Annotated in this window: 11 protein-coding genes and 3 pseudogenes; 7 read left to right on the top strand and 7 right to left on the bottom strand. The window is 68.8% G+C overall.

What is annotated here, in order from left to right; genetic code table 11:
* Window positions 1-308: 308 nt before the first annotated feature.
* From ACFYWI_RS37845 to ACFYWI_RS37830, 4 genes are all read left to right on the top strand, one after another.
* Window positions 309-605, top strand: coding sequence for a hypothetical protein (locus tag ACFYWI_RS37845; protein ID WP_389240644.1), 297 nt, complete (start codon window positions 309-311; stop codon window positions 603-605).
* Window positions 602-754 carry a hypothetical protein gene (locus ACFYWI_RS37840; protein ID WP_389240642.1) on the top strand — a complete coding sequence of 51 codons (153 nt, stop codon included), beginning with the start codon at window positions 602-604 and terminating at the stop codon, window positions 752-754. Before ACFYWI_RS37845 ends, ACFYWI_RS37840 begins: the two co-directional genes overlap by 4 nt.
* A gap of 438 nt (window positions 755-1,192) precedes the next feature.
* The gene (locus ACFYWI_RS37835) at window positions 1,193-2,101 is read left to right on the top strand and encodes an esterase/lipase family protein (protein WP_389240640.1); all 909 of its coding nucleotides are present in this window, start codon (window positions 1,193-1,195) and stop codon (window positions 2,099-2,101) included.
* A gap of 1,047 nt (window positions 2,102-3,148) precedes the next feature.
* A complete protein-coding gene (locus tag ACFYWI_RS37830; protein ID WP_389240638.1) occupies window positions 3,149-3,436 on the top strand; it encodes a hypothetical protein in 288 nt (95 codons plus the stop codon).
* A 49-nt stretch (window positions 3,437-3,485) separates the two neighbouring features.
* Here the strand turns inward: ACFYWI_RS37830 and ACFYWI_RS37825 are convergent, their stop codons facing one another.
* A complete protein-coding gene (locus ACFYWI_RS37825; RefSeq protein WP_389240636.1) occupies window positions 3,486-6,101 on the bottom strand; it encodes an NACHT domain-containing protein in 2,616 nt (871 codons plus the stop codon).
* A 378-nt stretch (window positions 6,102-6,479) separates the two neighbouring features.
* Here ACFYWI_RS37825 and ACFYWI_RS37820 point away from each other — a divergent pair.
* Window positions 6,480-6,782, top strand: a pseudogene (locus ACFYWI_RS37820) (IS5 family transposase); the annotation flags it as partial.
* A 269-nt stretch (window positions 6,783-7,051) separates the two neighbouring features.
* On the opposite strand, the gene ACFYWI_RS37815 reads toward ACFYWI_RS37820, so the two are convergent.
* From ACFYWI_RS37815 to ACFYWI_RS37805, 3 genes are all read right to left on the bottom strand, one after another.
* Window positions 7,052-7,180 (bottom strand): hypothetical protein, encoded by a 129-nt coding sequence (locus tag ACFYWI_RS37815; RefSeq protein ID WP_389240634.1) that lies wholly within the window; start codon window positions 7,178-7,180, stop codon window positions 7,052-7,054.
* Between the two features lie 10 nt (window positions 7,181-7,190).
* Window positions 7,191-7,712 carry a glycine-rich domain-containing protein gene (locus tag ACFYWI_RS37810; RefSeq protein ID WP_389240632.1) on the bottom strand — a complete coding sequence of 174 codons (522 nt, stop codon included), beginning with the start codon at window positions 7,710-7,712 and terminating at the stop codon, window positions 7,191-7,193.
* Window positions 7,713-7,956: 244 nt separating this feature from the next.
* Window positions 7,957-8,142 (bottom strand): hypothetical protein, encoded by a 186-nt coding sequence (locus ACFYWI_RS37805; protein ID WP_389240630.1) that lies wholly within the window; start codon window positions 8,140-8,142, stop codon window positions 7,957-7,959.
* A gap of 117 nt (window positions 8,143-8,259) precedes the next feature.
* On the opposite strand from ACFYWI_RS37805, the gene ACFYWI_RS37800 reads away from it, so the two are divergent.
* On the top strand, window positions 8,260-9,021 hold the full coding sequence (locus tag ACFYWI_RS37800; protein ID WP_389240628.1) for an XRE family transcriptional regulator: 762 nt from the start codon (window positions 8,260-8,262) through the stop codon (window positions 9,019-9,021).
* A gap of 178 nt (window positions 9,022-9,199) precedes the next feature.
* Here the strand turns inward: ACFYWI_RS37800 and ACFYWI_RS37795 are convergent, their stop codons facing one another.
* Together ACFYWI_RS37795 and ACFYWI_RS37790 are read right to left on the bottom strand one after the other, a co-directional pair.
* Entirely contained in the window at window positions 9,200-9,601 is a 402-nt protein-coding gene (locus ACFYWI_RS37795; protein WP_389240626.1) for a contact-dependent growth inhibition system immunity protein, read from the bottom strand.
* Between the two features lie 45 nt (window positions 9,602-9,646).
* A complete protein-coding gene (locus ACFYWI_RS37790) occupies window positions 9,647-10,153 on the bottom strand; it encodes a hypothetical protein (RefSeq protein WP_389240624.1) in 507 nt (168 codons plus the stop codon).
* 369 nt (window positions 10,154-10,522) lie between these two features.
* On the opposite strand from ACFYWI_RS37790, the pseudogene ACFYWI_RS37785 reads away from it, so the two are divergent.
* Window positions 10,523-11,316, top strand: a pseudogene (locus tag ACFYWI_RS37785) (IS5 family transposase).
* 515 nt (window positions 11,317-11,831) lie between these two features.
* Here the strand turns inward: ACFYWI_RS37785 and ACFYWI_RS37780 are convergent.
* Window positions 11,832-12,441: pseudogene (locus ACFYWI_RS37780) on the bottom strand (ISAzo13 family transposase); the annotation flags it as partial.
* Window positions 12,442-12,536: the final 95 nt, after the last annotated feature.

The following is a 12,536-nucleotide window of genomic DNA, read 5'->3' as shown; positions in this document are numbered from 1 at the left end:
ACGGACGAACTCCCACTCGGCATCCGACAGTTCATGGCGACGTATCACCCGACCATGATCCACCACGCAAGATCATTTGACGACAGACCCTAGCCCCCTCCGCACGAAGGGCGAAGCGGGAAACAGCCTCACACGTCGCATCGCTGCACTGGCCGCTGCCGCAGTGCCATCTCGGCGGGCATGCTCGCCATGCTGCAGGCCGCCAGCGCCGCACCGCTTGGCTCCTGCGGCAGCAGGGCCGGTTCGGCTAGCGGTGGTGGCCTGTTCTTCCCGCTGCTGTTCGTCGCCGCCGAACGGCTTCCCGGCGGGTGGCCGCCACGCTGAGTGCGGCGCAGCCACTGGTCGTGGCGGTCATGGCCGTGACGGTGCTTCACCAGAGCACGTCGGCCTGGAGCTTCGCGTGGGGGATCGCGTGCATCGTGGGTGTCGGGCTGGTAGTCATCGGCCCTGACGCGGGATTCGACGCGGTCGGGATTCTGGCGGGTCTCGGCGGTGCCGGTGTGATGGCGCTCGGCGTGACGCTCACGAAACGCTGGGGGACGCCCGGACGGTGTCCGCCCGACGGCGTTCGCGGGGCTGGCAGCTCCACGCGGGTCGGCCTGTGACATTCCTGTTCGAGGGCGCGCCGCCCGCCGTCGACGCGAGCGCCAGGCCCGGCTCCCTCTGGCTCGGCCTGATCGCCTCGGCGGGTCGGCGGCCGGAGTACGGCTGGCAGGAGCCGGAAAAGCGCGACGGGCCACGACACGATCAGTAGCGCCACCAGGCCAGGCAGGCTGTCCTCCAGGCCCCACAGGCGAGTCCCGAACTTGCCGCCGCAGGACGGTCCTTCACGAGGAAGACGACGGCCGACATCGCGGGAGCGGCCCGGTCCCGGGCCCGTACTCCTTGGCCAGACGCTCCTCGATCTCGGTCAGGACCAGATACCGCACCGGACGCGAGGACTTCTCGTGCCCTTCCAGCACTGACCGGGCCATCGCCAGCCATCGATGGTCGGCCGATCCAGCACACCTGGGGCGAGGGAGCGGCTCCCGTCGAAGCTGTCCGGGACTGTCCCGGACAGGCGCATCGGATGGACATCCCCGTGCGGCTTACCCGATGGTCGGGAGCGCAGCCCGTCGGCGAAGGCCGTCGGGGCACACCGCCCACGCTCTGGTCATGTGGGGCCAGAGCGTGGGAAACGAAGGGGGGAAACATGAGACATCTGTGGAAGTTCCTGGGCGTGGTGGCACTGTGCCTGGCCACGATCGCCGGCGGTGCCGCCGGCGCGGCCGCCGACCCTGGCGAGACACCACCGCCGCGCAACAACAGTTCCAACGAGACGGTCTACCTCGTCAAGGGATTCAACCCGGATCCCACATCGGACGGCGTCAGCTGCAACGCCCGCTGGAAGTACCTGATTAACGCCTCGAAGCGCTGGGGCTGGAAGAAGAAGCAGTTCACCCAGGTCGGCTTCTACAAGGGCGACTACAACTGCGACATCAACCTGGCGTCGAGCGACGGCACGTGGGAGCTGGGCCTGGAAGAGCTCGGCCGCCGACTGGCGTGGAACATCTACCTGAACCACTCCGTCAAGGGCGAGAGTGTCGATCTGGTCGGCCACTCCATGGGCGGGCTTATCATCCGGGCCGCCGTCCTGGGCACCCAGCAGCACAAGAAGGACTGGCCGGACTACATCTACGTCGAGGACGCGGTGACGCTCGGCACCCCGCACTACGGCACGTTCAACGCTGACGTCTGCGTCGACACCTTCCCCACGGCCCAGCAGTGTGAGGACATCACACCCGGCTCGTACTTCAGCAACTGGCTGACCGACGCCAAGGTGCCCCAGTCCCGTCAAGGAACCGACTGGACGTTCATCGGTTCTCAGGCCGACGAGTCCGTATCGCCCAGGAGCGCCACCCCGACCGACCACGGGGCACCGCACCTGGTGCGTTACGACGAGTCCGCCGGCATCAGCCACAGTGAACTGCGCATCATCAGCCGGGGGGCCAAGCCCATGCGTTACTCCAACGACGGCGGACAGGCCTGGCGGCACACCACCCGCGGCGCCGCTCCCCTGCGCGCGACGAGCCACGCCCTCTACTGGTCATCGGCCTGGTGACCGGCGACTGACGGCTGGGGGTGCAGCCATCTGCACGCGAACGTGACGCAGGGCGTGGGGAGCGACCGCGAAGGCCGCCCCCCACATCCTGCGCGCATCCGCTGTCACCCCAGCAGTCGCACTTCCAGTCGCCGTCCGCGAGCGGCTGCGAACGCCGACCCGAGCGGAGGCTGTGAGCCGACGCCACGCAGTGCCCAGGACAGCTCTGCTGTCATGCCCGCGAGGTCTGAGAGGCATCGTCAAGACCTGTGGATCAAGTCAGTTGGGCTGGTCCCGGTGTCGCAGGTGACGGCTCGCTGCGTTTCGGACGCGGCGGGTTCGTCCGCTTCTGCCAGCAACCCACCGCCTCACCCAGACCCGCAAGACCGAGCTTGTCGAGCTGCGCCGCCGCCTGTCCGACGCCCTCGCCAGAGGCGACCGTCTAGGGACTCCATGACCGCGTAGTCCGCGAAGTTCCGGCAGTAGCGCACGTGCCTCGCCGGAGGCCGAGCGGGTGTCGTGGCGCCGGCAGCATCCCGAACGGGGGCGGAAGGTGGGGGTCGGCCCGCAGGTGTTCCGTGGGCAGGGGGCTCGACGACTGGACGGCCCGGTTCGTCGCCACGACTCGCCGTCCAGACCAACCAGATCGTCACGCCCACGGAGGGCGACGCGCCCACCGCCCGGCACGACCGCCTCGGCGTACAGCAGCCGCTGGGCCCTGTCCACCCGGGCTCCGTCCCTCAGCCGACCATTCGCCCCCATGTCGTCGACGAAGGAGGAAACGCACATGCCCCAGGACGGTCCCGAGCAGCCCACCAGCGAGGTGTACCTGCTCTTCGCACACGAGGCCTACTACCCGGCCGCCGCCCAGGAGATCAACACCTCACTCGTGGCCGCAGCCTCCCTGCTGCACCCGCGCGTACGGCAGCCCGACGGCGCCCGCATCTACGACCGCCTCACCCGCGGCCGCCGACAAGGCGAGATTGTGCCGCTGTCCACGCTCACCCACGAACTGGACGGCGGTGCGCGCCGGCCGGAGGTCGGCGACTGGGAGGCGGTCACCGCAGATTGCTCCAGCTCATCCAGGACCGTGAATGCGACGCCCTCAGCCTGGGCCTGCCGGACATCGCCCGTGCCCTGGTGTGTTCCGGCCCGCACAGCGAGGTCCGGGCCTACGACCCGGCGGCCGAGCGGTATCAGGCGTACGGGCCCGCCGACCGGATCGACGTCCTGGTCGAGGTCGGCTCCCCGCGCCCGCCCCGGAGGGCAACCGTCATGGCGGCCAGGCTACTGCTCGCGCATGGTCTGGTCGTTGCGATCCTCGGTCGCCCCGGGAGGCGACCGCCACGGCGATGACCCAGGCGCCGAGCGTGGAACAGTGCCGTGGAAGACATGCGCTCGCTTGTCAAAGCGGGTGGCCACTGCCCGAAAGCCCGTGAGGGCATTGATCGTTCGCTCGATTTCGTTGCGGCGCTTGTACATGGTGCGGCCGAAGCCTGTGGGGCGGGCGCGACGCTCCGGGCTCGTGAGGCCGCCATGGGGCGGCGAGATGGTGCTGCAGGTCGATGTGACGGAATTGGTGGACTGTTCCTGCCTGGCGCAATACGCCGCGTCGTTCATGGGCGTCGGTGAGGAAGGCGGTCAGGTCCCGGGGGAGGTGTCGGCGCGCCGCCAGGTAGTAGCGAGTAAGGGTGTAGTACCACCAGGCGTTGTGGCCGATCGCCGCCGCGAGGCCGACGGTGAGTCCGTAGGCGAGACCGCGGTCGATGATGTGGGGCGGGCTCATCGACATCGCCCGTCCGCCCGCGGTCCCCTGGCCCAGGCCGTAGGGAAGCCCGCCCTGTACGGCGTATTCGACGCCGTAGCACAGAAGGAACGCGGCGCCGACCGCAAGGCCGACGACAGTCCACAGCCTGCTGAAGATCCTTCGGTCCTGCTTCAGGAGGGCGGCCGGTCCGACCGAGGTGGCGAGATCAGCCGGTTTGCCGGCGAGGCCGTGGGCGATTCCGACAGCAAGCCCGAACGCGGATGAGAAAGAGAGCATGGTTGTGAAGGTGTAGGAGGGAGTGCCGGTGAGGAGCGACTGGATCCCGATCACCCCCCAGTGGGTGACGCCGATGGTGGAGCCGCTGGCGAGGCCCACCGAAAAGCCCCGCCAGTTCCAGGCCCACAGCGTGCGCACGGTCGGGATGGCGTTCGGGCGGCGTGAGGACAGGCTGCTTGCCCGCGCGCCGATGGCTCCGCCGGCCAGTGCGTAGACCGCCCCGTTGACGAGCGCACCGACGGCCGCGGCCGTCGGGCCGTAGTTGTGGCGGAACGCGAACCAGAGGAAGGCCCCGGCGGTGAAGCCGAGGGCGCACATGCGCCAGTCCCAGAGCCGGCAGTGGGGGTGCCCCGAGGGCGTCCCGGGCTGCCGAACCGCGAGTCTGCTCGACAGGGCACCGACGATTCCGCCGGCGAAGCCGTAGGCGAGTCCATAGGCCAACGTGGTCGGTAGCCATCCTGGCTGCCCAGTGCTGAGTACGTGGGGCACGCCCTCGGCGATGCCCCCGGTCACCCCTGCGACGAGGCCGCAGCCGATGCCTCCTGCGATCCCTCCGGCCAGGCCCGCGACGACGGCTGCGGGCGGCCCCGTCTGCCACCCGGAGTCGAGGCCGGCGAGTAGCGCCGTGAACCTGCCCACCAAGCTGGCGGCGGTCCAGGCCACGACACCGAGGACAACTCCTGTCACCACCTGTGCGATACGGGGCGGCAGCGCACGGCGCACCTGCCACCAGGCAAGGTCGGTAGTACCGCCCAGGGTGTGTTGCAGGTGTCGCGCCAGATATTGCAGGGCGTGCTCGGCCTGCTGGGGAGACCAGCGACACGGATACCGCGGATGTGGCCGGTAGGCGGCGGGCACGTACGCGTCGAAGAGATGGGCCCGGACAGCTGCGGTGTCGGGGAAGCGGGTCAGATCGCACAGGTCCGCAGGCGTGGGGAGGACAGTGGATTGTTCCCCCGGCCGGGGGTTGTACACCGTCCTGGCCAGAAAGAGCATCAGTGGTGTGGTCAGTGCACGTGCCACGGGGGCATCGGTGCCGAGCAGGCGAATCACCGGATCCCAGCGGGCAGCCGCCGCTGTGTGCTGGCCCCCGGCATCCCGTTTCAGATAGTCGGCAATGACCGGCGCCTCCAAGGGGCGCAGCTCCACGGCGGCGGCACCGCAAAGCCTGACCGGTACCCCGCGGGCCGGGGCCTGCGTGTCACCGTACTCCGTCACGCGGCTGGACAGCACCAGCGGCTGGCCGAGCGGCAGGGCGGCGTTGATCGCATCCAACGCCATGGCGCGGACCGGTTCGGGAATCTCGTCGAAGCCGTCCAGGATCGGCAGGATCAGTTGGTGCTCCAGTAGTGCTCGGGCATGGCTGACCTGCCCAGGGTGTTCCGCATGCCCCACCTCTGAGGCGCCAAGACCGCTGTAGTCACGCGCGAGCCGTTCGGCCATCCAGAATTCCAGAGTCTGCTCCGCAGGATTCCACGAGGCCAGCGGGAACAGCACCGGAACCCGGCTTCCCTCTGTGCGCTCGGCGGCCAAGGCCAACAACAAGCGGATCAGCAGCATCGTCTTCCCGCTTCCCGGGTCGCCGAGGACCACAAGGCGGCGTGTCGGCACCCGTTCCAGGAACACCTCGGTGATCTCCCCGCCTGCCCCGGCCAGTCCAGCAGACCCAGTGGCCCAGCCGGAGGGAGGAGCCGACCGGCCGGACGGCCAGTCCCCGGCCGTCTCCCGCAGGAGGGACCACGACTCGCCGAATCGCGGATCGGCTGCCTGCCAGGAGACCGGGAGCGGATAGGGGTCGTTCAGCCGCCGCACCTGGGCCTCCGACTCCCACTGGCTCCGCACGGCCACTGCCAGCCGATCGGCGATCTGGGCCACGCCGTACCCGTCGGCTGCCTCCCGCCGATCGGCCCGGAAGGTTGCCCAGGACAGGTACAGGCCGCCTACGGACGGAAGCAGAGCCGCTACCGTCTCTGCCACCCGCAGGTCGAAACGGACGGCAATGCACACGGCCCCGGCCATGCCGCCAACTGCCAACACGAGATAGAACACACCAACCCGCCGTGTCCGCCTGCCAGTCCCCATGACCGGATTTTCCACCGGCAGGAACGGGAGGCTTGCGGGAACAGCGGCCCCGCCCCACGTACGAGTGACAGGTTGCCGGCTCGCCCGGGGATTTCGCTGTGGTCGGGGCGTCGGCATCCCCTCCCGCCACCGCCTCCGAAACAAACCGCTGAACGGCAAGGCAGACCGCGCTGCCGATCCTGACCGCGGCCGTGGGGCCGCCCGCACGGCTGGAGGCACCTGGACCCACATCAGTAACGCCCTCGGCACCAGACGGCAGTCCGCCACGAACGGCTGCGGCTGTTCCTGCCGGTGAGCAACGGGCGTTGTGGCCGGTGGCGTGACCACCGGCAAGTGGTTGACGGGATTCTGCACCGGGTGCGGACCGGGGTGCGGTGGCGTGACCTGCCCGAACGGTTCGGCCCATGGAAGACCGTCTATGAACGGCACCGGCTGTGGTCCGCCGACGGCACCTGGGAACGACTGCTGCAGCGGGTCCGGGCCGAGGTGGACGCGGCAGGTGAGATCGACTGGACATCTCGGTGGACTCCACGATCGTGCGCGCGCATCAGCACGCGGCCGGTGCCCGCCTCGGCCCGCCGCCGGCCCCTGTTTCAAAGGGGGCCGAAGCGGCAGAACATCAGGGCGAGATGCCGTGGCAGAGCCTTGACGGCCGGCTGGTGGAGGTGGTGTGGGAGGTGAGGGAATGGGCCGCTCGCGCGGCGGGTTCACCACCAAGCTCCTCCATCGCTGGCGGAGATACGGAACGTCCTGGGGTCACGGGGATTTGACCGGTTGTGTGTTTGTGATGGGCCCCGATCGGCCTGCGACGGGGGATGCAGACCGACCGGGGCCGGAGACGAGCGTCAGGCCTTGGGCGGGACGATGAAGCCACGCGTAGGCCTGGGCTGCGGGTCGCGCGAGGCGGGGTGCTGGCTGCGCTTCCACGCAGCCACGAGCTCGACGTATCGCGGGTCAATCCATTCCTGAGCCATGGCGCCCAGGCTAGCCGTTGGGCTTGGGCTTGGGGATGGTGATGATGGGGCCGGTGTCGTCCGAGTGCCGGCACTTCGCCGCGACCGGGATCGTCCGGTCTTCGGGGCCGCGCCACAGGTCGAGGTCCGGCTCGTGCCCGGCGGCCCGCATGCGATCCACCGTGTGGTCGACGGATGCCTGGTTGTCCCGGCCGAGGTCCTGCCGGTCGGGAATGTGGTGCACGAAGTTCCCGAACCTGTTGCACAGGTCGTAGTACAGGCCTGTGTGCAGGATGAGCGCGTGCCATCCCTCGTCCACGACGCGGCTGGGGACCAGGCCTCGGCCGGGCTTTCCGGCTGCGGTGGCGACGAAGCCGAGTGCGTCGACGAGGATCCGCCCGGCGATCTCGGGGTCCATGCCGGGGTTGTTGTCCAGGATGGTGCCGCGGACATCGTTGAACTGCGCGTCGCTGAGTAACGCGCGGGCTGACTTCAGTACCGGGATGGGGGTGCCGGGCGGGTCCGGTACGGGAGGTCCGGAAGGTACGGTCATGGCTGATCTCCTCACTCTGTGATGGGGATTGGCCCGCCCTGGCCGGGGTTTCCTGGCCGGATGCGTCCGGTCGGGGCGGGGGTTCATGGGGTGACTGGCTGACAGTCGGCGGGGTCGGCATGCACCACGACTCGTATGTCCGGCCCGGACACGCGCGGCACCCAGTGGATGAGCCCGTTGTCGATGTGATGGCCGCATGCGGAGCAAACACCGGCGCCATGCTTGGGCTCGTCCCACATCGGGCTCACCGCGCGCCTGCTCCGGTGCAGTGCGGGCAGGCGCATGGCGGGTAGGCGCTGGTCATCACTGGTTCGTCGGAGGCCGGGAGCATGCGGGCCACGGCCGGGCTGCGTTCGAGGGTGCGCGGGTCGACGCGGTAGATGCTGATGGTCAGACCCGGGTTCGGTGTGCCGCTGCCTGTCGTCGTCACGGATTTACCTTGGCGCGGGCACGGAGAGTTGCGCGGCGTCAGTGCGGGCGTCAAACCGGCGACACGCGGGGCGTCATTTCGGTGTCATTCCACGGCAGTTGGGGCTACCTTGCTGCCATGGCCACACCGAACAGCGCACTGCGGGCCGTCCGCCTCGGCCTGCTAATGTCCCAAGACGACTTCGCCCGCGCCGTGCGAGATGCCGGTACCCGCGCGGGCCAGCCCAACGACGCCAACAAGCGGCTCGTACAGCGCTGGGAGTCCGGCGTCACCACCGCTCCTCGGCCCGTGTACGCGCGTGCCTTGGAGTCTGTCACTGGCCTGCCCATCGAGTCCCTCGGCTTCACCGGCACCATGCCCACGGCACGGGTCTCCGAGGACGGGCACGGCGGCCACGACGTCGAGGCGTCCGCGAGCGGCATCGCCCCGGCGGCCGCCACGTCACAGCCCGAACCGCAGGGCGCGCACCGCAACTACAGCGGCGTGTGGCTCAGCCGGTACGAGTACTTCTCCAGCGGCCGCGACGCCGCGTACACCGGGCTGCACTACGTCGTCGTGCTGCAGCACGGCAACCGGCTGACCGTGCGCAGCCTGCCCGGCTCGTCCGACAGCCCGCTGACCATGGACCTGGAGATAGACGGTCACGTTGCTACCGGCACCTGGACGGAGCAGACGGCGACCGATGGCTACTACCGGGGCGCCCGATATCACGGCGCGATCCAGCTGCTCGTCGAGCCGACGGGACGGCGCATGACCGGCAAGTGGGTAGGCTTCGGCAAGGAGTTCGACGTGAACACCGGGCCGTGGGAGCTGGTGTTCCAGGACGCCTCGACGAACAAGGCGGCGCTTGCCGCGTACAACAAGCGGCCCGACGCCTGACCCCAGTCGCCCGAAAGCGTCCCCTGCCCGATCGGAGACCGTGATCCGATGGGCAATGATCGCATCATGGTCCGCCGACTCACCCGAGGTCGGTCGGCGACGCGCCCGGGCGCCCGCCCGCTCCTGCGGCAGGTCCCGTAGACAGCGGCCGCGCAATGCTGTCGGTGGAGCACACAGCTCAGCGTCCTGCGGCCAGAAACCGCTCAACGTCGAGCCGGAGGACGTGCGGCATGGCCGCCAGCTCCGAAACGATCACGCGAAGGTCATGCCTGAGCCTGGCCAACTCGCTCCAAGCCGCCGGGCTCCGGGTGACGACCGCGGACAGCAGGTCACCTTCGTACATGTCGCCCTCGGCCAGCGGGTTGCCCCGCAGGACATCCAGCGCCAGCGGCAGGAGATATGGCAGTCCCACGTCCTGCCTGATCAGCATGCGCATGTCCTCGATGGTCAGCTCACCGATTGGCTTACTCCGAAGAGCATGAGCGGTTACGGCGAGGCGGGTCGCGTCGGCCGGAGGGGCAGGCCAGCAGTCGCGCTCAAGCTCTTCCAGGGAGCGGGCACGGTCTACGGTTCGAGTCACCGGTCGATTGTCTCGCGCGAGATCTCAAACGCGGTCTGGACATTCTCAGTTGACGAGCCCCTGCGGACTTTCGGCTGGGCGTAACTGTGTCGAGGAGATCTGAGGTCGTAGGCCTGCCCCGACTTCTGCCGCCAAGTGGAGCCGCAGTCGCTCACCAACGATGAAAAGTCCCTGAACGACGTCATCCTCGACCTCGGTGCTATCACCGGCCTGTCTGCCAGCCGCGCTGTCGAGAGCATTCATCATCTCGAGGTACGCGTCTTTGGTCTCCTGAGAGAAGAACAGGCCACCGACCTCGAAGTACCACGAATGGCACTTCTCAATAAGAGCTCTTAGATCCGATCGGGTGGGATTGGCGGGCCAGGGATATCGAGGGAGCGCTCCGGTTATCTGCCAGAGCCGCTTGTAGGCCGGGACTCTCTCCGCCCTGAGCTCCTTGTCGTAGCTATGTGCGAGTTCTCGCCGAAGTGTCCATCGAGTAGTGAGCCAGGTGAGAAATCCGCCAGTCACGGAACCCATGATGCCTCCCAGGAGGCCGATCAACAGCTGCACTTGATCCTCATCTCGCCCGGGATACGTCCTTATGAGGATCCCAGCCAATGAAGATCACTTCTCCGAACTCGTTTCGTTGTGTCCCCTTGGCTGGTGTCAGAAGCTGTATCTCAACCGATCTTGGAACGTGTGGATCGAACGGGGTTCCTGGTCGGGTGATCTTCCGGCGGTACGCGCATGAAGGCAGGGCCTCCTGGTAGCTCGGGGGTGCGACCCCATTCCGAGCGGTTCCCGGAGGCCCTGTTGTCGTTGTTGTACGCGTCCGAGCCCGTCGACTTCAACTCGGCTGCTCCATCGTGTGATTGCCTCGCGCACGTGTACGGCAACGCGGCCGATCATCCCGATCGGGTGCGCCGGTATCCGTCGGACATGACGGACGCGGAGTGGGCGGAGGTCCGGCCGTTGCTGCCGGTACCGGCCTGGCTTCAGGGCAGGGGCGGACGGCCCGAGGGCTACTGCCACCTGCAGTTGCTTGACGCGATCCGTTATCTGGTCGCGGGCGGGATCTCGTGGCGGGCGATGCCCGCGGACTTCCCCGGCTGGGGTCGGGTCTACGCCTTCTTCCGCCGCTGGCGCGAGCACGGGCTGATCACCGAGTTCCACGACCGGCTGCGCGGGAGGGTCCGTGAGCGCGAGGGCCGCGAGGCCGAGCCCACGGCGGGGATCATCGACGCGCAGTCGGTGCGGGCCGCGGCGACGGTGCCGGCCGCCTCACGCGGCTACGACGGCGGGAAGAAGGTGCCGGGCCGCAAACGGCACATCGTGACCGACACCCTCGGTCTGCTCCTGGTGATCGCGGTCACCGCCGCGATCATCGGTGACCGGGACGCCGCGGCGGGCCTGCTGAGAGGCTGCGCCGCCTGCACCGCGACATCACCCTTGTCTGGGCCGACGGCGGCTACACCGGCGGCCTCGTCGGCTGGTGCCGGGACAAGCTCGCTCTGACCTTGGAGATCGTCAAGCGCATCGACGACATGACAGGGTTCGTGGTGCTGCCGAGGCGGTGGGTGGCCGAGCGCACGTTCGCGTGGCTGATGAACTCCCGCCGTCTGGCCCGGGACTACGAGACCCTGCCCGCCACCAGCGAGGCGATGATCCGGTGGTCGATGGTCACGCGGATGAGTCGGCGTCTGGCAAGGGCACGGGCCGCCGGCCGGCGCTGAATTGCCCCCGACGCCTCCAGGAGGAGCCACCCGCGCTCCGCCAGGCGCCGGGCTTTCGACCGCAGCCCCTCGACCTTCGCCGACGTCGTCCCAAGGCCCAGCTCCACCGCGACCTCCTTGGCCCGAAGCGGCCCGTGACCCGTGGACCGCTGCTGTTCCAGCACGCCCAGAATCCGCTGATAGTCCGGCGCCAGAACCGTCACCGGCAGCCCTTCCCGCCAAGGCGGTACCGTCGAGCCCGGCACCGGCGCGAGTGACGGCGCCGCTTCCTCCTCCGCCTCGGTCCCGGTCACGGCAGTGGACTCGGCCGCAGAGACTGCCGGGGCCTCGACCAGTTCTTCCCGCGCGATCACCCGCCGGTCCAGCTCGATCTCAGTGGCCTCCAACACCTCAGCCAACCGCGCGGCTTCCTCCCGCAAGCCCTCCACCTGCACGCGGGCAGCCGCCTCTCGCTCCTCCAGCATTCCCAGCACCGACGCCACCGCGCACCCCTCGACCATGAAGCGGACACAAGAAGCGACGGGTGGCGTCGTCGCGGGTGGGATGACGATGCCGTGTGTCTTGAGCAGTTTCCTGGTCTTCAGGAGGGTGCGGTGCATGGCGGTCCGGCTGCTGCCGAACAGTACGGCGAGGGGTTCCGCGGCCAGGGCGACCCGCAGGTGGAGCACGGTGGCCAGGACCTGTTCGGGGAAGGCGAGCCGAGGAGGACGGCCGCGCCGGGCATCGCCGTCGAGGACCAAAGTCCTTGTCAGGTCGTCCAGTTTTTGCCGGGACATCCCGGTCAGGGCCGGATCGGACAACAGGGCCTGGTCCCACTGTGGGGCCGGCGCATGCGGAGCTCGGGGGGACGGCAGGGCAGGGCTGCGGGTGCAGGGCATAGTTCCACTCACCATGGAATGCGTGCCGGGTCAGCGTCATGGCCGCCATCTCGGCGTCACCGATACGGACGCCGGTGAGATAGGTGTTGGTGTCCAGTGCGGCACTCACGCGCAGCCCGGTGCGCGTGGTGGTCGCGGCGATGGACTGGACGATGACTTCGTGGCTGGTCAGCGGGCGGCCGCGCCAGTTCATGGTGATGTGGGAGAAGAGCCGGTGCTCGATCCGGTTCCACTTCGACGTTCCGGGACAATGCCGTTGCTTGACTACTGAACTATCGCGGGGTGCAGCGTGATGACTTTGGCTGTGACCCGTCGTGTCGGCCGCCGGTCGCGGGTGTTGAT

The organism is Streptomyces sp. NPDC002889 (assembly GCF_042888425.1).
GTDB lineage: Bacteria > Actinomycetota > Actinomycetes > Streptomycetales > Streptomycetaceae > Streptomyces.
Note: the sequence above shows the minus strand (reverse complement) of the source record. Positions and strands in the feature narration are given on the sequence as shown.